The following is a 22,478-nucleotide window of genomic DNA, read 5'->3' on the forward strand; positions in this document are numbered from 1 at the left end:
CCTTGTCCTGCCCCTGCGCCATGCGCCTGCTGCTGGTTGAAGACGACGCCATGATCGGCGAGGCCGTGCAGGGCCTGCTGCGCGCCGAAGGCCACGCCGTGGACTGGGTGCGCGATGGCCTGCAGGCCGATGCCGCGCTGCGCGCGCAGCGGTACGACCTGGCGCTGCTCGACCTGGGCCTGCCCGGGCGCGACGGGCTCGACGTGCTGCGCGCCCTGCGCGCGCGCGGCGACCGCACGCCCGTGCTCATCGCCACCGCGCGCGATGCCGTGGCCCAGCGCGTGCAGGGACTGGACGCGGGCGCCGACGACTACCTGCTCAAGCCCTACGACCTGGACGAACTGCTCGCGCGCATCCGCGCCCTCACGCGCCGCGCGGCCGGGCGGGCCGAGCCGGCCTACGAGCTGCACGGCGTGACCGTGTGCCCAGCCACGCGCGAGGCCAGCGTGAACGGCCAGCCTGTGGTGCTCTCGGCGCGTGAATGGGCGGTGCTGGAGCCGCTGGTCGCGCGCCCCGGCGTGGTGCTCTCGCGCGCGCAACTCGAAGACAAGCTCTACGGCTGGGGCGACGAGATCAACAGCAACGCCGTGGAGGTCTACATCCACGGCCTGCGCAAGAAGCTGGGCGCGGGCTTCATCCTCAACGTGCGCGGCGTGGGCTACATGGTGCCCAAGCCATGAAGTCGCTGCGCGCCCGGTTGCTGCTGTCCCTGCTGGCCGCCATCGCCCTCGGCGTGCTGGTGCAGGCGGGCCTGTCGTACCGCGCGGCGCTGGCCGAGGCGGACGCCATCTTCGACTACCACATGCAGCAGATGGCCCAGGCCCTGCGCCCCGGCCTGCCGGCGCTGCCGCCGGGCGACTACGGCCCGCTGGTGCAGGGGCAGGAAAGCCCCGAATTCGTGGTGCAGGTCTGGTCTGCCGATGGCGTGCGCATCTACGAATCCAACGGCGGGCTGGCGCTGCCGCAGCGCGCCGTGCTGGGCTTCGCCAACGTGCGCGCGGGCGGCAGCACCTACCGCGTGCTGTCGGTGCAGACGCCGCTGCAGGTGATCCAGGTAGCGCAGGACATGGCCGTGCGCCGCGCCATGGCGCGCACGCTGGCACTGCGCACGGCCGTGCCCATCGCGCTCATGGCACCGCTGCTGGCGCTGGCCGCGTGGTGGGCCGTGGGCCGCTCGCTCGCGCCAGTGGAGCGCGTGCGCCGCCAGGTCGCGCAGCGGCGCGCCGATGATTTGGCGCCCGTCGATGGCGCCGGCCTGCCCGCCGAGGTGCGCCCGCTGGTGGACGAACTCAACCTGCTGCTGGCGCGCGTGGAGCAGGCCTTCCAGGCGCAGCAGCACTTCGTGGCCGATGCGGCGCATGAGTTGCGCTCACCCCTGGCCGCGCTCAAGCTGCAGGCCCAGGCCCTGCAGCGCGCGCCCGACGCCGCCGCGCGCGAGTACGCCACCGAGCGCCTGTCCGCCGGCATCGACCGCGCCACGCGCCTGGTGGAGCAGCTCCTGGCCCTGGCGCGGCACGAGGCGCAGGCCGCCGCGGGCGCCCCCGTGCAGTCCGTGGCGCTGGCCGAACTGGCGCGCCAGGCCGTGGCGGATGCCGCCCCCGCAGCGCAGGCGCGCGCCATCGACCTGGGCCTGGCACCGCTCGACGCGCAGGCCGAGCACGCCACCGTGCCCGGCCACGCGCAGGCCCTGGCCATCCTGCTGCGCAACCTCATCGACAACGCCATCAAGTACACGTCCGAGGGCGGCACGGTGGACGTGCAGGTGCTGCGCGCGCCCGGCCACCTCGTCCTGGCGGTGGACGACAGCGGCCCCGGCATCCCGCCCGCCGAGCGCGAGCGCGTGCTGCAGCGCTTCCACCGCGCGCCCGCGGAAGGTGCGCCGCAGGCGGAAGGCAGCGGCCTCGGCCTGGCCATCGCCGAGGCCATCGCGCGCCTGCATGGCGCACGGCTGGCGCTGGGCACCGCGCCGCGCTTGGGCGGCCTGCGCGCCGAAGTGCATCTGCCGCTGGGAGGCGAGGGCGCCGCATGATCCGCGTGGCCGTGCTCTCCGGCCTGGGCCATGCCGTGTTCGTGGCCGTGGGGCTGCTGGTCTACGTCATGGGCACGCGCATCGGGCACCAGCGCCGCCACCCTTCGGCCGCCGTGGGTTGGGTGCTGGGCATCGTGGCGTTCCCCTACCTCGTCGTGCCGTTGTTCCTGCTGTTCGGCACACGCAAGTTCGCACGGCCCGCGCGGCGCCAGCCGGGGCGGCCGGCCAGCGAGGGCGGCCCGCCCTGGGCCGCGCAGCTGCTGGCCTGCATGGAGGTGGCACCGGCCGCGCGCAGCCAGCGCATCGTGATGCACGCCGACGGCAGCGAGGCCTTGCAGGGGCTGCTGGGCACCATCGCATCGGCCCGGCGCCAGCTGGATGTCTGCACCTACGTCTTCGCCCACGACGCGGTGGGCGCCCAGGTGGCGCGTGCGCTGCTGGAGTGCGTGCGGCGCGGCGTCGCCGTGCGCCTGCTGGTGGACGCGGTGGGCAGCATGCGCACGCCGCCGGGCATGCTGCGCGCGCTGCGCCGCCAGGGCGTGCAGGTGCGCCGCTTCATGCCCCTGCTGCACAACCCCCTGCGCGGGCGCACCAATCTGCGCAACCACCGCAAGCTCGTTGTGGCCGACGGGCAGCGCCTGTGGAGCGGCGGGCGCAACCTGGCCTGCGAATACTTCATGGACCGGCCAGGCCACCCTGCCTGGGTGGACCTGAGCTACGAGGTCGAAGGCCCCGTGGCTGCCCAGGCCCACCTGCAGTTCGGCACCGACTGGCGCACCGCCAGCGGCCGCCTGCTGCGCCGCATGCGCAAGACGGTCGCGCCGCCGGTGCAGGAGGCTGACAGCGGGCCGCTGGCCCAGTGGCTGCCCAGCGGCCCGGACCATGCCGACGACACCGTGCATGCGCTGCTGCTGGCCGGTGCCTACCATGCGCAGCGGCGCATCGTGGCCGTCACGCCGTATTTCGTGCCCGACGACGCGCTGCTCGACGCCTGGTGCCTGGCCTGCCGCCGCGGCGTGCAGGTCAGCCTGCTGGTGCCCGAGCGCTCCAACCACCGTCTGGCCGACATCGCCCGCGAGCGCGCCCTGCGTGCGCTGGCCGCTGCCGGCGCGCACATCTGGCTGGCCCCGGCCATGGTGCATGCCAAGGCTGTGCTGGTCGACGACGGCCTGGCCCTGGCCGGCTCGCTCAACCTCGATGCGCGCAGCCTTTTCCTCAACTACGAGGCCATGACGGCGTTCTATGGCGAGGAGCAGGTCGGCTGGCTGTCCGCATGGTGCGAGGAGCAGATCGCCGCCGCGCAGCCCTACCATGCGCGCCGCCCCTCCTGGATGCGCGACATCGCCGAGGGCGTGGTGCGGGCCGTGGGCTTTCAGCTCTAGGCTTTGTCCGACACCCGGACGGCCCTCTGGAGGGCGCAGCGCCTTGCCCCGTGGGCGGTAGAAAAGGTTCGTCCATTCACAAGGAGCGCGCCATGAACACCATGCCATCCCCCACGAACAGCCGATCGACCCGGATCTGGCCGAGCAGGCCCGTCCTGGCCACGGCGTACCGTCGCAGGACCCGGAGCCGGCGGCGCAATTGCCCCTGTCGGCCGAGGAGCAGGAGCGGGAATCCCATTCGACCCTGATGGGCGGCGGCATGGTGGCCGGGGCTGCCACCGGAGCTGCCGTTGGCGTCGCTGTCGGGGGGCCGCTGGGCGTGCTGGTCGGCGGCACACTGGGCGGCGTCGCCGGTGCCCTGGGCGGCGCGGCTGCGGGCAAGCTGACGGGCGACGAAGGCCAGGCTGCCGGGAAAGAGCCCCTTCGCGGCGATACCGGTAAAAAGAACTGAGCCCGGCAGAAAGCCTGCCCTGGCGGCTATCGCAAGGGGCAGTTGCCTGCTATTCGCCCAGTTTTCTTGATGTGAATCAAGTGTTCTGATGCGGGATTTAACACGCGTCAATTAGGGACTTAGAATTGATTTTCATCAGGGGGAAAGATGCCGAGAAACTCTGCCGATTCCATCGATACGGGCCCATCGACACGTCAGGAGGAGGCGCGGAGTTTCCTGTTCCTCGCTGGAGTGATGGTCCCCATTCTGGCCGTGCTGGTGGTTGCCGGCTACGGGTTCGCTGTCTGGATCTACCAGATGTTCGCCGGCCCGCCCGGTAGCTGAACCGGCCTCGTCGAAGCCAGCCATGCGCCAGCCAATGACCGAAGAACTTCACATCACCAGCCTGGTTGTCCATGTGCAGCCACGCCGGGCCGAAGGTGCCGATGCGGCCATCGCCGCGCTGCCTGGCGCCCACATCCACGGATCCGACCCGAATGGCAAGCGCGTCGTCACGCTCGAGGCGCCTTCCGCGTCCGCGATCCTGGACCACGTTGAGGCGATCCAACGCATTGACGGTGTGATCAATGTGGCGATGGTGTACCAGCACGTCGAGCCGCTCGACGCCATGAACAAGGAGATAACGAATGTCGAGTACCCGACGTGATTTTGTGCGGCAATCCGCCGCGGCTGCGGCAGGCTCTGTCGCTGGCATTCCCATCGCCCAGGCCCAGGGAGGCCATGCGGCGGCGGAGGCTTCCAAGCTGACCTGGTCCAAAGCGCCCTGCCGCTTTTGCGGCACGGGGTGCGGAGTCACGGTGGCGGTGAAGGACAACCGCGTGGTGGCCACGCAGGGCGACCCGCAGGCCGAAGTGAACCGCGGCCTGAACTGCGTGAAGGGCTACTTCCTGTCCAAGATCATGTACGGCGAAGACCGGCTGACCCGGCCGCTGCTGCGCATGAAGAACGGCCAGTACGCCAAGGACGGCGAGTTCCAGCCCGTCTCCTGGGACAAGGCCTTCGACGTGATGGCCGAGCAGTTCAAGAAGACGCTCAAGGCGAAGGGGCCCACGGCGGTCGGCATGTTCGGCTCCGGCCAGTGGACGGTCTGGGAGGGCTATGCCGCATCGAAGCTGATGAAGGCGGGCTTCCGCTCCAACAACCTCGACCCCAATGCGCGCCACTGCATGGCCTCGGCCGTCACGGGCTTCATGCGCACCTTCGGCATGGACGAGCCGATGGGCTGCTACGACGACATCGAAGCCGCCACCGCCTTCGTGCTGTGGGGCTCCAACATGGCCGAAATGCACCCCGTGCTGTGGACGCGCGTGACCGACCGCCGCCTGAGCGGCCCCAACGTGAAGGTGGCGGTGCTCTCCACGTTCGAGCACCGGTCCTACGAGCTGGCCGACATCCAGATGACGTTCAAGCCGCAGACGGACCTGGCCATCCTGAACTTCATCGCCCACCACATCATTTCCACGGGCCGCGTGAATAAGGAGTTCGTGGACAAGCACACGAACTTCAAGGCCGGCAATACCGACATCGGCTACGGATTGCGCCCGGAGCATCCGTTGCAGCAGGCCGCAAAGAATGCAGGCGACCCCAACGGTGCCAAGCCCATCACGTTCGAGGATTACGCCAAGTTCGTCTCCACCTACGACCTCGACTACACCGCCAAGCTGACGGGCGTGCCGAAGAACCGCCTGCTGGCGCTGGCCGAGCTGTATGCGGACCCGAAGGTCAAGGTGGTTTCGTTCTGGACGATGGGCTTCAACCAGCACACGCGCGGCACATGGGCGAATAACCTCGTCTACAACATCCACCTGCTGACCGGCAAGATCGCCACGCCGGGCAACAGCCCGTTCTCGCTCACCGGACAGCCCTCGGCCTGCGGCACGGCGCGCGAGGTGGGTACGTTCTCGCACCGCCTTCCCGCGGACATGGTGGTCACCAACCCCAAGCACCGCGCGCATGCCGAGCACATCTGGAAGCTGCCCGAGGGCACGATCCCCGAGAAGCCGGGCTACCACGCCGTGCTGCAGAACCGCATGCTCAAGGACGGCAAGCTCAATGCCTACTGGGTCATGGTCAACAACAACATGCAGGCGGGCGCGAACCTGCACGAGGGCTACGCGGGCTACCGCAATCCCGACAATTTCATCGTCGTCTCGGATGCGTATCCCACGGTGACCGCCGTGGCGGCCGACCTGATCCTGCCCACCGCGATGTGGGTGGAAAAAGAGGGCGCCTACGGCAACGCGGAGCGGCGCACCCACTTCTGGCACCAGTTGGTCACCGCGCCGGGCGAGGCGCGTTCCGACCTCTGGCAGCTGATGGAGTTTTCCAAGCGTTTCAAGATCGAGGAGGTCTGGCCCGAGGAGCTCATCGCCAAGAAGCCGGCAGTGCGCGGCAAGACCTTGTTCGAGGTGCTCTTTCGTAACGGCCAGGTGGACAAGTTCCCGCTGGCGGATGTCTCTCCCGACTACGACAACAGCGAGGCGAAGGCCTTCGGCTTCTATCCCCAGAAGGGACTCTTCGAGGAATACGCCGCCTTCGGCCGCGGCCATGGCCACGACCTGGCACCGTTCGACGAATACCACAAGGTGCGCGGCTTGCGCTGGCCTGTCGTCAATGGCAAGGAAACGCTGTGGCGCTACCGCGAAGGCACGGACCCCTACGTGAAGGCCGGCACGGGCTACCAGTTCTACGGCAACACCGACAACAAGGCGAACATCTTCGCCCTGCCTTACGAGCCACCGGCCGAAGCGCCGGACACCGAGTTCCCGTATTGGCTGTCCACGGGCCGCGTGCTGGAGCACTGGCACTCGGGCTCGATGACGCGCCGCGTTCCCGAGCTGCACCGGGCGGTGCCCAATGCGCTGTGCTACATGCATCCGGAAGACGCCAAGGAGCTGGGCGTGCGCCGCGGCAGCGAGGTGGAGATCGTATCCCGCCGCGGCAAGATGCGCTCCCGGGTGGAGACCCGGGGCCGCAACAAGCCGCCGCGCGGCCTGGTCTTCGTGCCCTGGTTTGATGCGAGCCAGTTGATCAACAAGGTGACGCTGGACGCGACCGACCCGATCTCGCTGCAGACGGACTTCAAGAAGTGCGCGGTCAAGATCACCAAGGTCTGACGCAGGAGCTGTGCAATGAAATCGATCCTTCGACACATGGTGCTGGTGCTATGCATGGCTGCCGGCCTGGCGGTAGCGCAGCAGCAGCCGGCGCGCACGTTCACCGACGCGGCGCGCGGCCCTACGCCCATCCTGGAGACCACCAAGCCGCCGGTGCTGGGCAACTCCGTCAACGACGACCTGCGGCGCACGCGCAACTACGCCATGCAGCCCCCGGTGATTCCGCATCGGGTGGACGGCTACCAGGTGGACAAGAATTTCAACAAGTGCATGGACTGCCATGCGCGGGGCAGGACCGATGTCTCGCAGGCGATCCCGGTGAGCATCACGCACTACATGGACCGCGACGGCAACGTGCTGGGCCAGATCTCCACGCGGCGGTATTTCTGCATGCAGTGCCACGTCTCGCAGGACAACGTGCGCCCGATCGTGAACAATACCTTCCAGGACGTCGACACCGTGATCCAGCGCGAGCTGAAAAAGAGCGGGAAGCAGAAATGACGGCCAGCCCGTGCGGAGTGATGCCGTGAACAAAGCATTGAACCTTTTGAAGCGCTACTGGCTGGTGATCCGCCGGCCCAGCGTCCATTTCAGCCTGGGGTTCCTGACCATCGGCGGCTTCATCGGCGGCGTGCTCTTCTGGGGCGCCTTCAACACCGCGATGGAACTCACGAACACCGAGAAGTTCTGCACCGGCTGCCACGAGATGCGGGACAACGTGTTCGCGGAACTCAAGAGCACCATCCACTACACGAACCGCTCGGGTGTGCGGGCCGTCTGCTCCGATTGCCACGTACCGCACAACTGGACCGACAAGATCGCCCGCAAGATGCAGGCCTCCAAGGAGGTGTGGGGGAAGATCTTCGGGACGATCAGCACCCCCGAGAAATTCCAGGACAAGCGGCTCGAGCTGGCGCAGCACGAATGGGCGCGCCTGAAAGCCAACGATTCGCTGGAATGTCGCAACTGTCACAACTACGATTCGATGGACTTCACCCGCCAGAGCGTTCGGGCGCAGAACATGCACTCGACCTATCTCGCGAACAAGGAGAAGACCTGCATCGACTGCCACAAGGGGATCGCCCACCGCCTGCCGCACATTCCGCCGGGCGATGCACCCACCGATACCCCGGGCCAGAAGGTTCCCCAGCCGGATGCCAAGTCCTAGCGGGCAGGACATTGCACAACTCGCCGCCGTGGGCCTGCAGTGCCGAAGGGGCGGCCGCACGCTCGTGCGGGACGTGAGCTTCAAGGCCGGACGCGGGCAGCTCGTCGAGCTGCGGGGTTCCAACGGCAGCGGCAAGACCACGCTGATCCGCGTGCTCGCGGGGCTGGCTGCGCCATCGGGCGGCACGCTCTACTGGCAGGGCGCGCCGCTCGCCCGGGGCGACGCGGCCTACGCCCGCCACATGGCCTACCTGGGCCACCAGAATGCGCTGGGCGCCGAGTTGAGCGCGACCGAGAATCTGCGTTTCTTCCAGCATCTGCAGGGCGGCCCGGCGTGCGAGCCCGCGCAGGCCCTGCAAGCTTGGGGGCTGGCACACGTGGCCCACCACGCGGTGCGACGCCTGTCGCAAGGGCAGCGCCGCCGCTTGGCGCTGGCGCGCGTTTGGTCGCGCCAGTGCGGCTTGTGGCTGCTCGACGAACCCTGCGCCGCGCTGGACGACGAGGGCGCACGATTGCTGGATGCCCGCCTCGCCGAACACCTGCAGCGCGGTGGGGCGGCCGTGGTGGCCACGCACCGGCCGCTGGGCGTGCCGGCTTCGGCGTTGCGCACGGTCGATCTGGATGCCCAGGCGGGCGCCGCCGCATGCTGATCCCGGTCCTGAAGCGCGAACTGCTGGGCGCGCAGCGGTGCCCCTCCGAGGCGATGAGTGCGCTGTTGTTCTTCATCCTCGTGGGCAGCTTGTTTCCCCTGGCGGTCGGGCCCGACGCGGCCTTGCTGCGAGCGATCGCGCCCGGCGTCATCTGGGTGGCTGCGCTGCTGGCGGTGCTGATCTCGCTGAACCGCCTGTTCGAGCCCGATCTGGCCGACGGCAGCCTGGAGCAGTGGCTGCTGGCGCCGGCCGGCCTGACCGGGCTGGTGGCGGCCAAGACCCTCGCGCACTGGTGCGTTGCCTGCGTGCCGCTGATCCTCGTGGCGCCGCTGATGGCGCTGCAATACGGGCTGGACGCAGGCGCCGTGGGCACCCTGGTCGCCGCCCTGGTGCTGGGCACTGCCGTGCTGACGCTGGTGGGCGCGCTGGGCGCCGCGCTGACGCTGGGCCTGCGCAGCCACGTGCTGCTGGCGCTCATCATGGTGCCGATGTCCGTCCCGCCCCTGGTGTTCGGCTGCGCGGCCGTGGCTGCCAGCCAGCAGGGGCTTTCCGCCGCGCCGCAGCTGAGCCTGCTGGGCGCATGCCTGTCGCTGGCCGTTTTCCTGGGTCCCTGGGCCACCGCCGCCGCGCTTCGCCTGGCAATGGAATGATGCAAAAGAGCCCGCCCCCTCGCGCTCCAGGCACCGCTGGCTGCGGTTCGCCTCGCCCCCGGCTTTCCACCGCCTGGCGGGGCGGGCCGTTCCCTGGTTCGCATGCGCGGCCGTGGTGCTGGCCGCCATGGGCCTGTGGCTGGGCTTCGTGGTCGCGCCCACGGACCACCAGCAGGGCGAGGTGTACCGCATCATCTTCCTGCACGTGCCGGCGGCGTGGATGTCCATGTTCCTGTACCTCGTCGCGGCCCTGCACGCGGCCGTCGGCCTGGTGTTCGGCACGAAGCTGTCGCCGCTGATGTCCCGCGCCATCGCCCCCACGGGCGCGCTCTTCACCGCCATCGCGCTGTGGACGGGCGCCGCCTGGGGCAAGCCCACCTGGGGCACGTGGTGGGTCTGGGATGCGCGGCTGACCTCCGAGCTGATCCTGCTCTTTCTCTACCTGGGCTACATCGCGCTCGTGTCCGCCATCGAGGACCCGGAGCGGGCCGACGGCGCCGGGGCCGTGCTGCTGCTCGCGGGCGCGGTCAACGTGCCCATCATCTATTTCTCGGTGCAGTGGTGGAGCACCCTGCACCAGGGCGCGTCGATCCGGCTGGATGCGGCGCCTTCCATGACGCACACCATGCTCGCCGGCCTGCTGGTGATGAGCCTCGCCTGCTGGGCCTACAGCGTCGCGGCCATCCTCGCGCGGGTGCGGTGCCTGATCGACGAACGCGCGGCGCTGGAGGCCCAGGCATGACGAGCCTGCAAGACCATGGTTTCTTCCTGCTGATCGCCTACGGCGTATCGGCCCTGCTGGTGGCGGCGGAAGTCGCACTGCTCTGGCGGCGCGGCCGCGCGAGAGGGCGCCCATGACGCCACGCAAGCGGCGCCTGCTGTTCGTGCTCCTGGGCCTGGCGGCCGTCTCCATCGCCACGGCCCTGGTGCTCAACGCGCTGAACAGCAACGTCATGTTCTTCTACAGCCCCAGCCAGGTCCAGGCGGGCGAGGCGCCTAAGCATGCGGCATTCCGCGTAGGGGGGCTGGTGGAGGCGGGATCGGTGCGCCGCGCCCAGGGCGGTGGCCTCGACGTGCATTTCATCGTCACGGACGGAGCCCACCGCATCCCCGTGCGTTACCGGGGACTTTTGCCCGACCTGTTTCGCGAGGGCAAGGGCGTGGTGGCTGCTGGGCGCCTGCAGGACGGCCTGGTGTTCGTCGCCACCGAGGTGCTGGCCAAGCACGACGAAAACTACATGCCGCCCGAAGCCGCGGCCGCGCTCAAGGAGGCGCGCAAGATGCACGAGGAGGCCGTGAAGTGATCCCGGAGGTCGGCGTCTTCGCGTTGGTCCTGGCGCTGCTCGTGGCCTTGGTGCAGGCCACGCTGCCCCTGGCCGGCGCCCACTGGAACGTCGCGCGCTGGATGCGCATCGCCCGGCCGGCCGCCGTGCTGCAGGGCCTGTTCGCGTGGCTGTCCTTCGGCTGCCTGGCCGCATCGTTCCTGGCCGGGGATTTCTCGGTGCTGTACGTGGCGGGCAATTCGCATTCCGAGCTGCCGGCGGTCTACCGCTTCGCGGCGGTCTGGGGCGGGCACGAGGGCTCCATGCTGCTGTGGCAATGCCTGCTGTCAGGCTGGACGGTGGCCGTGGCCCTGTGCAGCCGGCAGCTGCCGCAGGCGTATGCGGCGCGGGTGCTCTCGGTGATGGGCTTCCTCAGCGTCGGGCTGATCCTTTTCCTGCTGCTGCTGTCCAATCCGTTCGAGCGTCTGATCCCCGCCGCGGCGGAGGGGCGCGATCTCAATCCGCTGCTGCAGGACCCCGGCATGGTGCTGCACCCGCCGCTGCTCTACATGGGCTACGTGGGCTTCTCGGTCGCCTTTGCCTTCGGCATCGCGGCGCTGCTGTCGGGCGAGCTGAACGCGGCATGGGCGCGGTGGTCGCGTCCGTGGACGCTGGCGGCCTGGAGCTTCCTGACGCTGGGCATCCTGCTGGGCAGCGCCTGGGCCTACTACGTGCTCGGCTGGGGCGGCTGGTGGTTCTGGGACCCGGTGGAGAACGCATCGTTCATGCCGTGGCTGGTCGGCACGGCGCTGATCCACTCGCTGATCGTGACGGACCAGCGCGGGGCCTTCCGCAGCTGGACGGTGCTGCTGGCTATCGCGGCTTTCTCGCTGAGCCTGCTGGGCACCTTCCTCGTGCGTTCGGGCGTGCTGACCTCGGTGCATGCCTTCGCAGTGGATCCGGGGCGCGGGCTCTACATACTCTGCTTCATGGTGCTGGTGGTCGGCGGCTCGCTGCTGTTGTTCGCGCTGCGGGCGCCCGGCGTGGGGCTGGGCGGGTGGTTCGCCATGCTCTCGCGCGAATCGCTGCTGCTGGTGAACAACGTACTGTTCAGCGTGGCCGCCGCGGCCGTGCTGATCGGTACGCTGTACCCGCTGCTGCTCGACGTGCTGAACGGCGGGAAGATCTCCGTCGGGCCGCCGTACTTCGAGGCGGTGTTCGTGCCGCTCATGGTGCCGGCGTTGGTGCTCATGGGCATCGGCCCGATGGTGCGGTGGAAGCGCAGCGCCCCGGTCGAATTGCGTACCCAGTTGCGCTGGGCTTTGGGCACCAGTGGGATCACGGCGCTGGCGCTCGCTTGGCTGCTGCCTACGGGCCCCGACGCCGGGTGGACGCCGCTGTCCGCTTTCGGCCTGCTGCTGGCCGCTTGGTGTGTGTGGAGCACGCTGGTGCAGGCCGGCAAGCGGCTGTCCGCGGTCGATGGAAACTGGCGGCTGCGCGCCAGCCGCCAGCCCCTGAGTTGGTGGGGCATGATCGCCGCGCATTTCGGCATCGGTCTGTTCGTGTTCGGGGTCACCTTGGCCACGGGCTTCGAGACCAAGCGCGAGCTCACGCTGGCCGTTGGCGAGCCGGTCGCCGTGGCAGGCTACGAGTTCCGGCTGGACAGCGTCCGCGAGGTCGCCGGCCCCAACTACGAGGCCCACAGGGCGCATGTCCAGGTGCGCCGCGATGGCACGCATGTGGTTGACCTGTTTCCCGAGAAGCGCCGCTACCGGGCGCAGGAGATGCCGCTCAGCCAGGCCTCCATCGACACGGGGCTGCTGCGCGACCTGTTCGTCGCCCTGGGCGACCCGGTGGATGAACGCACATGGACCGCCCGCATCCAGATCAAGCCCTTCATGGGCTGGATCTGGATCGGGTGCGTGCTGATGGCCCTGGGCGGGTTGCTGGCCCTGGCGGACCGGCGCTACCGCGCCGCGGCCAGGACCAGCCGGGTGCGCGAGGGCGCTGGCGCCCCGGCCTGCAGCCCGGAGGTGATTGGATGAGATTCCTGGTCCCGTTGGCCGCTTTCCTGGGATTGGCCGTGGTGCTGATGTTGGGCCTGCAGCGCGACCCGCGCGCCTTGCCCTCGGCGCTCGTCGACCGGCCCTTGCCGGTGATCGACGGCCCCTTGCTGCAAGACCCTGGGCGGCGGTTCGATGGCGCCCAGCTGCGCGGCCAGGTCTGGCTTCTGAACGTCTGGGCCTCGTGGTGCGGCCCTTGCCAGGAGGAGTTGCCCGCGCTGAACGTGCTGGCGGCCCGCGACCGCGTCCCCCTGTATGGCTTGAACTACAAGGACCAGCGGGCGCCCGCGCTGGCGCTGCTGGCGCGCTTCGGCAACCCCTACCTGCACTCGGCCGTGGATGCCGACGGCCGCATCGGCATGGACCTGGGCGTACAGGGCGTTCCTGAGACGTTCGTGATCGATGCCGCGGGCCGCGTTCGCTACCGGCACCTGGGGCCTGTCAACAACGAGGTGTGGGAGAGCAAGCTGATGCCCGTCGTGAAGGTGCTGCGATGACGGCGAGGCGCTTCGTCGTCATCGCGTGGGCCTTCTTGCTGGCACGGGCGGCCGTGGCAGCGCCGGACCTGGAGGCGCGGGAGGCCCGGCTGGCGGCGCAGCTGCGGTGCGTGGTCTGCCAGAACCAGACCGTGGCGGAATCCAACGCGCCGCTGGCGGCGGACATGCGGCGCGTGATCCGCACCCAGCTGCAGGAGGGCCGCACGGACCGCGAGGTCATCGATTTCTTCGAGCAGCGCTATGGCGCCTTCGTCCACTACACACCGCCGTTCCAGGCGGCGACCTGGCTGTTGTGGATCGGGCCGTTCGCCATCGCAGCCATCGGCCTGGCCGTGCTGCTGGCCGTGCTGCGCAGGCGCATGGCGCAGCACGCGCATGCGCCGCTGACCGAAGCGCAGCGCGAGAGAGCGCGGCGGCTGCTGGATGAGGAGTCGAACCCGTGAGTGCGATCTGGCCCCTGTGGGCGAGCGCGGTGGCGCTGCTGCTGCTGGCGATCGCGGCCTTGATCTGGCCGCTGCTGCGTGAGAGTGCCGATGCGCCTGGCGAGCGCGGTGCAGCAGATGCCGAGCTGCGCCGGGTGTACCAGGCGCAGCGCAGGGAGCTGGAAGCGGAGTTCGAGCGCCAGATGCTGGCACCCGCGGACCGCGAGCAGGCGCTGGAGGAACTGCAGCGCCGCCTCCTGGACGACACCGACGCGCTGCAGCCCGGCGGCACCTCCCGCACCTCGCCAGTGGCCGAGCGCATGTGGATGGGCCGCGGCCTCGCGGGCCTGCTGGCCGTGGCCTTGCCGGTGGCCGCGCTGGCGCTGTACCTGAAGGTGGGCGATCCCCAGGCCGCGGCTACGGCCGCGGCGGCCGAGCCGCAGAGCCATGCCAGCAGCGGCATCGACGTGGACACCATGATCAGCGGGCTCGCGGCCAAGCTGGCACAGACGCCGGACGACCTCGAAGGCTGGGTGGTCCTGGCCCGTTCCCATGAGGTGCAGGAGGACTTCGCCCAGGCATCCGCCGCCTACCGCCATGCGATCGGCGCAGCGGAGCGCGGCCAGTTCCCAGCAGGCCTGCAGGCCAGGCTGCACGCTGACCTGGCCGACGCACTGGCTTCTGACCAGGGCGGGGCAATGGAGGGGCCTGTCCAGCAGGCCCTGGCCGACGCGTTGCGCCTGGACCCGCTGCAGCCCAAGGCGCTGGCCCTGGCGGGCGCGGCGGCCGTGCGGCGGGGCGACGCCGGAGCAGCCCGGCACCACTGGCAGCAACTGCTGGCCCTGATCGAGCCAGGCACCGACATGGCCCTGCGGGTGCAGAGCGACCTGCAGCGCCTGGATGAGATGGACGGCACGGGCGCCAAGGCAGCTCCTTCTCAGGCAGGCTTGCGCGGCACGGTCCGCCTGAGCCCGGCCATGGCAGCGCATGTGCGGCAGGGGGATACGCTGTTCGTGGTTGCCCGGGCGGCAGAAACGGGCCGTACGCCCGTCGCCGTGCTCAAGCTGGAGGCTGGTGGGTTCCCGGTGGCTTTCCAACTGGACGACCGCCATGCGATGTCGCCGCAGTTGCGCCTGTCGCGCTTCAAGGACGTGACGGTGCAGGCCTGGATTTCGCGCTCGGGCTTGGCCCAGCGGGTGCCGGGACTGCCGACCAGCGCCGCGCAGTCCGCCGGCTCCACTGCCACCGATGTGGAGCTGGTCATTGACCAGCTGGTGCCCTAGGGTGGTGCGGTAGGAGAGCGCTGCGTGGTCCCTCCGACAGGAATCGAACCTGTATCTAGCGCTTAGGAGGCGCTCGTTCTATCCATTGAACTACGGAGAGGCCGGGCTCGGATTGTACGGTGCCCAGGGTGCTCCTCTATTGATAGCTGCTGGCGCTTGATGGGAAAGCGCTAGCGGCCTTTTCGGCTTGTATCAATCATAGCGCACCGTATAGATCAGGTCCACCGCGCTCTGCAGCCCCGTCTGCCCGCGCAGCGTGAGGCGCTGCGACAGGTCGTAGAAGATGTAGAGCGTGCCCAAGACCCCCGACAGGCTGCGTTCGTAGGTGACGTACAGGTCCTTGGACAGGCGCTTGCCGAAGGTGAGGGCCGCTCCGCTGGCGTCGTCGCCGGATTCGGGGCCCTTGAAGCCGATTTCGTCCAGGCCCAGGCGCTGGGCGAAGTTGCCGCCAGTACCGCCGCCGCCCAGCAGGGCCAGCGCGGCCTGCTGCAGCAGCGCGGCTTCGGCGCCGCCGGCGGCGGCGCTGCGGCCGAGCACGACCCAGGAGAGTTTTTCGGCGTCGGGCAGGTCGGGCTCGGAGTACAGGCGCACGCGCGGGGCCTTGGCCGAGCCGGTGACCTGCACGCCCGCGCGCTGGCTGATGTTGGGGCGGATGGCGAGCACGTCCAGCGCGGGGTTGTCGTAGGGGCCGTTGAAGCGGATCAAGCCGGTTTCCACGTCCAGCGCCTGGCCCCAGGCGCGGTAGCGGCCCTGCTCGGTGTGGATCTCGCCGGTCACGCGCGGCGCGCCGCCGGCCACGCGGATGTCCAGCCGGCCCTTGAGCCGCGTGGTGATGCCGTGGCCTTGCAGCGCGAAGTCGTCGCCCAGGTCCAGCGTGACGGCGACGTCGGGCGGCTTGGCGGCCTCGACGCGGCCCGCGCCTTCGGCCTGTGCCGCCTGGGCGGCCTGCTGGGCCTTGGCGGCGGCTTCGCGGTCCAGCGCGGCGGAGCGCACCACCACGTCGTCGCCCAGCGTGGGTGCGCCGGCTTCGGGCAGCAGGATGGTGGCGCGGTCGGTGGTGAGCTGGCCGCGCAGCGTGAACTGGCCGCCCTGCAGTTGTGCGTGCAGGTCGCCCGAGACGCTGACCTGCCGGTCGGCGCGTACCAGCACCTGCAGCGCCTGCGCGCGGGCGCGCATGTCCATGGCGATGCCCGAGCCCCCGGCGCCGCTGCCCGCTCCGGCCCACGACACGGTGCCGCTGCCGGTGAGCGTGCCGCCGTCCTGCGGCGCCGCCGTGCGGTTGCCGCTGTAGCCGGCGATGCGCGCGCGGCTGCCCCGGCCGCCCTTGAGCGACAGTTCGGTGATGTCCAGCCGGTCGCCGCGCAGCTGGGCGCGCAGGCGGCCGTCCTGCAGGTCCACGCCGTCGAGCAGCGAACGCACGGCGAACTGGTCGGCGGCGAGCTGGCCGCTCCAGCGCGGCGCGGCGCGGTTGCCGGACAGGCGCGCGTCGGCCGACAGCGTGCCTTTCACGCGCCAGCCGGGCGGCGCGAGGGCGGACCAGACGCCTACGTCGGGCAGCTCGGCGCGCACGGTGGCGGCCAGGGGCGCGTCGGCGGGCCACAGCCAGCCGCCCTCGGCCGCGCGCGCCAGGCGCGTGCTGCCCTGGGCCTGCAACTGGCCGGCGCGCTCGCTGTCCCACTGCACCTGGGCGCGCAGCGCGTCGCCCTCGGCGTCGATCTGCAGCTCCAGCTGGCGCAGGCCGGCGGGCGTGCCCGGCACGGCGACCGCCTGGGGCGCACCCGCGCCCTTGCCCTGGCCGCTGCTGTGCACGACGGTGGCGGGCGCGGTATCGCCCGTGAGGATGCGCAGGTCGCCCCCGGTGCGGCGCACGCGGGCGGTGGCGCGCAGGGTGTCGGCGGCGTCGATGTTCCAGTCGGCGCCCAGCACCAGGTCGCCCGCCACGCCCAGGCGCGTGAGGGCGGGCTGGCCGTCCATGGCGAAGGCGTTGGCCCAGGCCAGGGGCAGGCCCTGCAGTTCGCCCTGGCTGCGCAGCTGCACCGCGCCCTGGGCGCCTTGCGCGAAGCGCACGGGCTGCCAGTGCAGCACGGCTTCGCCCGGCCGCGGGCCGGTGATGCGGGCCTGGCCGGCCGAGGCCTCCACCTGCAGGCGGGGCTGCTGCTGCACGGACAGGGTGAGTGGCTCGGACAGGCGCAGCTGCCAGGGGCCGCTTTGGCGCTCCACCGATGCCTGCACCTGCAGCGCGGCTACCTGGGCCTGCCAGCGGCCGGCGCCCGCGTTGCCTGCGCTGGCGCGCAGGTGCAGCCGGGCCTGCTGCGCGCCCTGGCGCAGGGTGCCGTCCAGCTCCAGCGCGGCCTGGGGCACGGAGCCACGCAGCGCGGCGGTGGTGCGCTGCAGCTCGATCTGCACCGGGCCGCTGCCCGTGCCCGGCTGCGGCGCGCGCGCTGCGCGCAGGCGCGGGGCGTTGAGCTGGGCCTGCAGCTCGAAGCGGCCATTGCCCGGGCGGGCGGGTGCCGCGCCGGCCACCAGGCCGGCCGCGCGCAGGTCGCGCTGCAGCGTTTGCCAGCCGCCGCTCCAGCGGGCGTTCAGTTCGGCATTGCCGTCCAGGCTCCAGGCCGCCAGGGGTTCGAGGGAGACGGGCAACGTGGCGGCCCACTGCTGGGCACGCAGCGCGTCGGCCAGGCGCAGGGAGAGCGTGCCGCCGCCGCTGGCCGGTGCGATCTGGCCGTCGGCCTGCGCCGTGGCGCCGGGCACGCTGGCCTGCACGCGGCCCTGGGCCGACTGGGCGGCGGTGTCGATGCGCAGGGCCTGCGCGCGCACCTGCGCCTGCAACGCGTCGAGGTCGAGGCGCGCGATGTCGATACGCTCGCCTTGCCACGTGCCCTGCACGGCCAGGCGCTCCAGGCGCAGCGGGGCGGCGGTGCCCGCGCGCGCAGGGCGGCGGGGCGCGGCGGCGGCGCGCAGGTCGGCGTTGAAGCGCACGGCGCCATCGTCGCGGCCTTCGGCGCTGGCCGTGCCGTTCACGGGGGCGGCGTCCAGCGCGGTGTGCAGGCGGGCGGGGTTGAGCCCCTGCACGCGTACCTGCCCCTGCAGCGCGTGCGTGCCGGGCGTGTAGGCGCCTTGCGCGGCCACGGTGCCGCCGCCGGCATGCAGCGTGGCCTCGGGCACGGTCCAGGTGATGCCGTCGAATGCGGCGCGGGCCTGCAGCGCATCGAGCGGCAGGCGCTGCTGGTCCCACGGGCCGGGCAGGGCGTTGCGCAGATCGGCGGCGATGCCCCAGCCGGCTTCGCCTTCGGGCTCGGCGCCCACGCTGCCGCTCAGCTGCGTGGCGGGGGCCTGGGGCCACAGGGCCGCTAGGTCCAGCGCCTGCAGCTCGGCGGCGGCCTGCAGCAGGGGCTGTGCCGCCCAGGGGGCGATGCGGGCCTGCACGTCGGCGCTCAGGGGGGTGCCGTCGCCGCGCAGTTGGGCGGTGGCTTGCAGGCGCGCGTCCTGCGTGGCCAGGGTGCCTTGCACGCGGGCCTGCGCCTGGGCTTGCAAGGGCTGCTCGCTGCCGGGCACGGGCGTGCGCACGGTGCCGTGCGCGCGGGCCTCCAGCGCCATGGGCGCCTGGGCCTGCAGGGTGGCCTGCAGCGCGTACTGGCCCTGGGCCAGCGTGACGCGGTCCACGTCGAGGTGGTGCTGGTCGCCGTCGTAGCGGTAGCTGCCTGCCAGGCCGTCGATGGTGATGGGGTTGGCTGCCGCCCAGGTGATGTGGTCCACCTGGAAGGGCAGGTGCACGCGCAGGGGCAGCACGAGCTGCTGCAGCGGCTCGGTGGGCTCCTGGCTGGGCTCGCCCCGGGGCGTGACGGTGACCTGCGCGGCGTGCACCTCGCCCAACTGCACCTGGCGGCGCAGCAGCGGTGCGAGCTGCCAGCCGATGCGCGCGTCCTGCACCTCCACCTCCAGCGTGGGGCTGCTCCAGCGCAGCCAGCCGATGTGCCCGCCGCCGCGCAGCGAGCCGGTCACGTCGCGCGATTCCAGACTCTGGCCCGCAGGCAGGTGCTGTGCGGCGCGCGCGAGCGCAGCGGCGAGCGACGTGCCGGTGCCCATCCACCACCACAGCGCGGCCAGCAGCACCAGCACGGCCACCACCAGCCCGCCCAGCACCCGCGCGGCCGTGCGCCAGCGGCGCGGGCGCCGCGGCGGGCGAGGGGCGCCGCGGCGGCGGCGTAGGGGTCGGAGGTGGAATGCGATGCCATGGAGCGTTTCAAAAATCGTAGCTGCTTACGCTTACTGTCAAAGGTTTTGAATCGAAAAACTATCTGAAATGGTTGCAGGAGAGCGCAAGCAGCTCTCTTATTCATAGCGACTAGAAGGTATAGCCCAGGCGCAGGTGCAGCCGCACCTGCTTGGAGTGCAGGCCGTAGGCCACGTCCGCCTGCAGCGGGCCCACGGGGCTGCGCCAGCGCAGGCCGGCGCCCACGCCCACGCGCGCCTGCAGGTCGCCGGGCTTGTCGGCCACGGCGCCGGCGTCGATGAAGACGGCGCTTTCGAAGTCGGTGCGGTTGCCGCGCAGCTCGATGGGACGCTGGTATTCCACGCTGCCCACGGCCATGTAGCGCCCGCCGTAGAGCTGGCCGCCATCGAGGCGCGCGCCGATCTGGCGGTAGCCGTAGCCGCGCACGGTGGTGTCGCCGCCGGTCAGGAACATCAGGGTGGCGGGAATGTCGGCGCCTTCGCGTGCCAGCACCGCGCCGCCTTCGGCCCGCAGCGCCAAGCGGCTGTTCCTGCGCACGTTCTCGCCCAGGTCCACGCGCCCCAGGCCGATGAACGACTGCCAGCGCAGCAGCGTGCGCACGAACGGGTCGCGCTCGGGCCGCAGCGTGGTGCCCACGCCGACCTCGGCGCCCAGGCCCCAGCCGCGCGTGGGGGCGGTGTTGTTGTTGAAGTAGCGGCCCGTCCAGCCGTAGTTGACGCTGATGGCGCTGCTGGAGGGCGGCGCCTCGTCGCCGCGGCTCTTGGCGTCGTCGTACTGCAGGAAGTAGCTGCGGTCGATGTGGTCGCCGTTCTTGGTGCGGCCCGCGCGCAGGCGGGCGCTGTCCACTTCGTAGCTGCCCGTGTCCTCGCGCTGCAGCTGCGCGCCGGTGAACCAGCGCCAGCCGTTCTCGTGCGGCAGGCCGGTCCATTCGGTGGAGAGCAGTTTCTTCTTGCGGTCGATGGACGCCTTGCTTACCGCGCGCCAGCCCAGCCAGGGCAGGCGGTTGTGGATGTGGTCCATGGACAGGCGGGGCCCGCTGTCGGTGGAGATGCCCACGCCGAAGACCAGCTTTTGCAGCGGCGCATCGCGCACCTGCGCGATCACCGCCGCGTTCTGCGGGTCGGGGGCGTCGGGGTCGAGCGAGAGGAACACCGCGTCGTAGTAGCCGCTGCTGGCCAGGCGCTGCTGGGCGTCGAGCAGGCGCGTCTCGCTGTAATCCTCGCCCGTGGGCAGGCGGGCGATGCGGCGCGCGCCTTCGGGGTCGTAGCGCTCGCTGCCCTGCACCAGCAGCTCGCCGAAGCGGTAGGCGGGGCCCGGGGCATAGCGTACGTGCAGGTCGGCCTCGGCGCGGTCTGCGTCCACGTCGGCGCGGCTCGATTCGATGCGCGCCGTGGGGTAGCGGCGCGTTTGCAGCTGGCGCAGGGCCTGCGACTTGGAGTCGTCCCAGTCGCGCTGGGTGAACGGCGCGCCGCTGGGCAGGCCCCAGCCGCGCTGGATCTGCGCCTGGCGGCGCGCCAGCTCGGGCGTCTCGGCGCCGGTCAGCTCGATCTGCGCGCTGGCGATGTGCGTGCGCGGGCCGGGCGTCACGCTGACCTGCACCGTGCGCGGCGGCTCGTCCTTGGCAGGGGCAGGGTTCTCGCGCAGCGCGATGGTGATCTCCGGGCTGAAGTAGCCCAGCGTCGCGAGCAGGTCGCGCGCGTTCGCGTCGGCCGAGCCCAGCAGACGGCTCAGCTCGCCCGCCTGCAGGTCGGGCAGCTTGCGAAAGCGCTGCAGCTCCATGTGGCGCTCCAGGTGCTCGCGGATCGTGTCGTCGGGCGCGGAGACTTCGAGCGCGAACGCATCGGGGCCGGAGCCCGCGGGCGCATCGGACGCGATGGCGCCCTGGCTGTCATCCGGCGGCGCTTCGCGCGAATCCTTGAACACGCCGCAGCCCGTGAGCAGCAGGCAGGCCAGCAGCGGCCACAGGGCGAGAGAGGTGGGGAAGGAAACAGGCACGGGCAGGATGGGCAGGGCGCGGTTGCGACCTCGCCACTATGCCGTGCCGGCCGCCGCGCCCGTGTCGGACAAAGGCGTGGACTTTATTTGGAGAGCAGGCGCATCGTCTCTTCCAGCCCCTTGAGCGACAGCGGGTACATGCGCTGGCCCATGATCTGCTGGATGATGCCGATGCTCTGGCGGTACTGCCACACGCCCTGCGGCTCGGGGTTGATCCAGGCGAACTTGGGGAAGGCGTGCGTGAGGCGCTGCAGCCATTCGGCGCCCGGCTCCTCGTTGTTGTATTCCACGCTGCCGCCTGGCTGCAGGATCTCGTAGGGGCTCATGGTCGCGTCGCCCACGAAGATCAGCTTGTAGTCCTTGTTGTACTTGCGGATGATGTCCCAGGTAGGGAACTTCTCCGCGAAGCGGCGGCGGTTGTTCTTCCACATGAAGTCGTAGACGCAGTTGTGGAAGTAGTAGAACTCCAGGTGCTTGAACTCGCTCTTGACCGCGCTGAAGAGTTCCTCCACGCGCTGGATGTGCTCGTCCATGGTGCCGCCCACGTCCATGAGCAGCAGCACCTTCACGTTGTTGTGGCGCTCGGGCACCATCTTGATGTCCAGCCAGCCCGCATTGGCCGCCGTGCTGCGGATGGTGTCGGGCAGGTCCAGCTCCAGCTCGTTGCCTTCGCGCGCGAACTTGCGCAGGCGGCGCAGGGCCACCTTGATGTTGCGCGTGCCGAGTTCCTGCGTGTCGTCGTAGTCGCGGTAGGCGCGCTGGTCCCACACCTTCACCGCGCTCTTGTTCCTGCCGGCGCCGCCGATGCGGATGCCCTGCGGGTTGTAGCCGCCGTGGCCGAAGGGGCTGGTTCCGCCCGTGCCGATCCACTTGCTGCCGCCCTCGTGGCGTTCCTTCTGTTCCTCCAGCCGCTTCTTGAGCGTCTCCATGAGCTCGTCCCAGCCCATCTTCTCGATGGCGGCCTTCTCCTCGGGGCTCAGCTCGCGCTCGAGCATCTTGCGCAGCCAGTCGGCGGGGATTTCCTTGGTGAAGTCGGCCAGCATCTCCACGCCCTTGAAATAGGCGGCGAACGCGCGGTCGAACTTGTCGAAGTGCTTCTCGTCCTTCACCAGCGCCGTGCGCGCGAGGTAGTAGAAATCGTCCAGGCTCCACGCATCGTCGGAGCGCGGGCCGACCACGCCGGCCTGCAGCGCTTCGAGCAGCGTGAGGAATTCCTTCACCGATACCGGCAGCTTGCCAGCGCGCAGGGTGTAAAAAAAGTCGATCAGCATGGGCGG

At 70.7% G+C, this 22,478-nt stretch carries 20 protein-coding genes, 1 tRNA gene and 1 pseudogene; 18 read left to right on the forward strand and 4 right to left on the reverse strand.

Annotated features, from left to right (window positions below; translation table 11 throughout):
• Nucleotides 1–20 precede the first annotated feature (20 nt).
• The 18 genes from AAG689_RS01070 (at nt 21) to ccmI (ending at nt 14,972) form a co-directional block, all read left to right on the forward strand.
• Complete coding sequence (locus AAG689_RS01070; protein WP_406624415.1) at nt 21–680, forward strand: response regulator transcription factor; 660 nt, start codon at nt 21–23, stop codon at nt 678–680.
• Nucleotides 677–2,029, forward strand: coding sequence for an ATP-binding protein (locus AAG689_RS01075; protein WP_406624416.1), 1,353 nt, complete (start codon nt 677–679; stop codon nt 2,027–2,029). Before AAG689_RS01070 ends, AAG689_RS01075 begins: the two co-directional genes overlap by 4 nt.
• Complete coding sequence (locus AAG689_RS01080) at nt 2,026–3,411, forward strand: phospholipase D-like domain-containing protein (RefSeq protein WP_406624417.1); 1,386 nt, start codon at nt 2,026–2,028, stop codon at nt 3,409–3,411. Before AAG689_RS01075 ends, AAG689_RS01080 begins: the two co-directional genes overlap by 4 nt.
• A 106-nt stretch (nt 3,412–3,517) precedes the next feature.
• Nucleotides 3,518–3,862 carry a bacteriocin gene (locus AAG689_RS01085; protein WP_406626258.1) on the forward strand — a complete coding sequence of 115 codons (345 nt, stop codon included), beginning with the start codon at nt 3,518–3,520 and terminating at the stop codon, nt 3,860–3,862.
• A 147-nt stretch (nt 3,863–4,009) separates the two neighbouring features.
• On the forward strand, nt 4,010–4,186 hold the full coding sequence (gene napE, locus AAG689_RS01090; protein WP_020230794.1) for a periplasmic nitrate reductase, NapE protein: 177 nt from the start codon (nt 4,010–4,012) through the stop codon (nt 4,184–4,186).
• Nucleotides 4,187–4,220: 34 nt separating this feature from the next.
• Complete coding sequence (locus AAG689_RS01095) at nt 4,221–4,508, forward strand: chaperone NapD (RefSeq protein WP_406624418.1); 288 nt, start codon at nt 4,221–4,223, stop codon at nt 4,506–4,508.
• Nucleotides 4,489–6,978, forward strand: coding sequence for a periplasmic nitrate reductase subunit alpha (napA, locus tag AAG689_RS01100; protein WP_406624419.1), 2,490 nt, complete (start codon nt 4,489–4,491; stop codon nt 6,976–6,978). The genes AAG689_RS01095 and napA overlap by 20 nt, the downstream gene beginning before the upstream one ends.
• Nucleotides 6,979–6,993: 15 nt before the next feature.
• Nucleotides 6,994–7,479 carry a nitrate reductase cytochrome c-type subunit gene (locus AAG689_RS01105; protein ID WP_034691799.1) on the forward strand — a complete coding sequence of 162 codons (486 nt, stop codon included), beginning with the start codon at nt 6,994–6,996 and terminating at the stop codon, nt 7,477–7,479.
• 25 nt (nt 7,480–7,504) lie between these two features.
• Nucleotides 7,505–8,146 carry a cytochrome c3 family protein gene (locus tag AAG689_RS01110; protein ID WP_144425130.1) on the forward strand — a complete coding sequence of 214 codons (642 nt, stop codon included), beginning with the start codon at nt 7,505–7,507 and terminating at the stop codon, nt 8,144–8,146.
• Nucleotides 8,133–8,795 carry a cytochrome c biogenesis heme-transporting ATPase CcmA gene (ccmA, locus tag AAG689_RS01115; protein WP_406624420.1) on the forward strand — a complete coding sequence of 221 codons (663 nt, stop codon included), beginning with the start codon at nt 8,133–8,135 and terminating at the stop codon, nt 8,793–8,795. The genes AAG689_RS01110 and ccmA overlap by 14 nt, the downstream gene beginning before the upstream one ends.
• Nucleotides 8,789–9,445, forward strand: coding sequence for a heme exporter protein CcmB (ccmB, locus tag AAG689_RS01120; RefSeq protein WP_406624421.1), 657 nt, complete (start codon nt 8,789–8,791; stop codon nt 9,443–9,445). Before ccmA ends, ccmB begins: the two co-directional genes overlap by 7 nt.
• A 40-nt stretch (nt 9,446–9,485) precedes the next feature.
• The gene (gene ccmC / locus AAG689_RS01125; RefSeq protein WP_406626259.1) at nt 9,486–10,187 is read left to right on the forward strand and encodes a heme ABC transporter permease CcmC; all 702 of its coding nucleotides are present in this window, start codon (nt 9,486–9,488) and stop codon (nt 10,185–10,187) included.
• The gene (ccmD, locus tag AAG689_RS01130; RefSeq protein WP_020230786.1) at nt 10,184–10,303 is read left to right on the forward strand and encodes a heme exporter protein CcmD; all 120 of its coding nucleotides are present in this window, start codon (nt 10,184–10,186) and stop codon (nt 10,301–10,303) included. Before ccmC ends, ccmD begins: the two co-directional genes overlap by 4 nt.
• Nucleotides 10,300–10,749 carry a cytochrome c maturation protein CcmE gene (gene ccmE, locus AAG689_RS01135; protein ID WP_406624422.1) on the forward strand — a complete coding sequence of 150 codons (450 nt, stop codon included), beginning with the start codon at nt 10,300–10,302 and terminating at the stop codon, nt 10,747–10,749. Before ccmD ends, ccmE begins: the two co-directional genes overlap by 4 nt.
• Nucleotides 10,746–12,752 carry a heme lyase CcmF/NrfE family subunit gene (locus tag AAG689_RS01140; RefSeq protein ID WP_406624423.1) on the forward strand — a complete coding sequence of 669 codons (2,007 nt, stop codon included), beginning with the start codon at nt 10,746–10,748 and terminating at the stop codon, nt 12,750–12,752. Before ccmE ends, AAG689_RS01140 begins: the two co-directional genes overlap by 4 nt.
• The gene (locus AAG689_RS01145) at nt 12,749–13,267 is read left to right on the forward strand and encodes a DsbE family thiol:disulfide interchange protein (RefSeq protein WP_406624424.1); all 519 of its coding nucleotides are present in this window, start codon (nt 12,749–12,751) and stop codon (nt 13,265–13,267) included. The genes AAG689_RS01140 and AAG689_RS01145 overlap by 4 nt, the downstream gene beginning before the upstream one ends.
• On the forward strand, nt 13,264–13,710 hold the full coding sequence (locus AAG689_RS01150; protein ID WP_406624425.1) for a cytochrome c-type biogenesis protein CcmH: 447 nt from the start codon (nt 13,264–13,266) through the stop codon (nt 13,708–13,710). The genes AAG689_RS01145 and AAG689_RS01150 overlap by 4 nt, the downstream gene beginning before the upstream one ends.
• Entirely contained in the window at nt 13,707–14,972 is a 1,266-nt protein-coding gene (gene ccmI, locus AAG689_RS01155) for a c-type cytochrome biogenesis protein CcmI (protein WP_406624426.1), read from the forward strand. The genes AAG689_RS01150 and ccmI overlap by 4 nt, the downstream gene beginning before the upstream one ends.
• 25 nt (nt 14,973–14,997) lie before the next feature.
• Here ccmI and AAG689_RS01160 read toward each other — a convergent pair.
• The 4 genes and pseudogenes from AAG689_RS01160 to AAG689_RS01175 all read right to left on the reverse strand — a co-directional run bounded on the left by AAG689_RS01160 (nt 14,998) and on the right by AAG689_RS01175 (nt 22,472).
• Nucleotides 14,998–15,072 (reverse strand) — tRNA-Arg (locus AAG689_RS01160).
• A 92-nt stretch (nt 15,073–15,164) separates the two neighbouring features.
• Nucleotides 15,165–19,207, reverse strand: a pseudogene (locus AAG689_RS01165) (translocation/assembly module TamB domain-containing protein).
• Between the two features lie 110 nt (nt 19,208–19,317).
• On the reverse strand, nt 19,318–21,207 hold the full coding sequence (locus AAG689_RS01170; protein WP_406626260.1) for an autotransporter assembly complex protein TamA: 1,890 nt from the start codon (nt 21,205–21,207) through the stop codon (nt 19,318–19,320).
• A 77-nt stretch (nt 21,208–21,284) separates the two neighbouring features.
• Complete coding sequence (locus AAG689_RS01175; RefSeq protein ID WP_020230778.1) at nt 21,285–22,472, reverse strand: VWA domain-containing protein; 1,188 nt, start codon at nt 22,470–22,472, stop codon at nt 21,285–21,287.
• Between the last annotated feature and the right edge of the window lie 6 nt (nt 22,473–22,478).

It is taken from the genome of Acidovorax sp. SDU_ACID1 (assembly GCF_045291395.1).
Taxonomy (GTDB): Bacteria; Pseudomonadota; Gammaproteobacteria; order Burkholderiales; family Burkholderiaceae_C; genus MR-S7.

What these genes read in the sequence shown, in the direction of transcription:
- AAG689_RS01070 (WP_406624415.1), top strand. Translation starts at nt 21, where the DNA reads ATGCGCCTGCTGCTGGTTGAAGACGACGCCATGATCGGCGAGGCCGTG.
- AAG689_RS01075 (WP_406624416.1), top strand. Translation starts at nt 677, where the DNA reads ATGAAGTCGCTGCGCGCCCGGTTGCTGCTGTCCCTGCTGGCCGCCATC.
- AAG689_RS01080 (WP_406624417.1), top strand. Translation starts at nt 2,026, where the DNA reads ATGATCCGCGTGGCCGTGCTCTCCGGCCTGGGCCATGCCGTGTTCGTG.
- napE (WP_020230794.1), top strand. Translation starts at nt 4,010, where the DNA reads ATGCCGAGAAACTCTGCCGATTCCATCGATACGGGCCCATCGACACGT.
- AAG689_RS01095 (WP_406624418.1), top strand. Translation starts at nt 4,221, where the DNA reads ATGACCGAAGAACTTCACATCACCAGCCTGGTTGTCCATGTGCAGCCA.
- napA (WP_406624419.1), top strand. Translation starts at nt 4,489, where the DNA reads ATGTCGAGTACCCGACGTGATTTTGTGCGGCAATCCGCCGCGGCTGCG.
- AAG689_RS01105 (WP_034691799.1), top strand. Translation starts at nt 6,994, where the DNA reads ATGAAATCGATCCTTCGACACATGGTGCTGGTGCTATGCATGGCTGCC.
- ccmA (WP_406624420.1), top strand. Translation starts at nt 8,133, where the DNA reads ATGCCAAGTCCTAGCGGGCAGGACATTGCACAACTCGCCGCCGTGGGC.
- ccmB (WP_406624421.1), top strand. Translation starts at nt 8,789, where the DNA reads ATGCTGATCCCGGTCCTGAAGCGCGAACTGCTGGGCGCGCAGCGGTGC.
- ccmD (WP_020230786.1), top strand. Translation starts at nt 10,184, where the DNA reads ATGACGAGCCTGCAAGACCATGGTTTCTTCCTGCTGATCGCCTACGGC.
- ccmE (WP_406624422.1), top strand. Translation starts at nt 10,300, where the DNA reads ATGACGCCACGCAAGCGGCGCCTGCTGTTCGTGCTCCTGGGCCTGGCG.
- AAG689_RS01145 (WP_406624424.1), top strand. Translation starts at nt 12,749, where the DNA reads ATGAGATTCCTGGTCCCGTTGGCCGCTTTCCTGGGATTGGCCGTGGTG.
- AAG689_RS01150 (WP_406624425.1), top strand. Translation starts at nt 13,264, where the DNA reads ATGACGGCGAGGCGCTTCGTCGTCATCGCGTGGGCCTTCTTGCTGGCA.
- AAG689_RS01175 (WP_020230778.1), bottom strand. Translation starts at nt 22,472, where the DNA reads ATGCTGATCGACTTTTTTTACACCCTGCGCGCTGGCAAGCTGCCGGTA.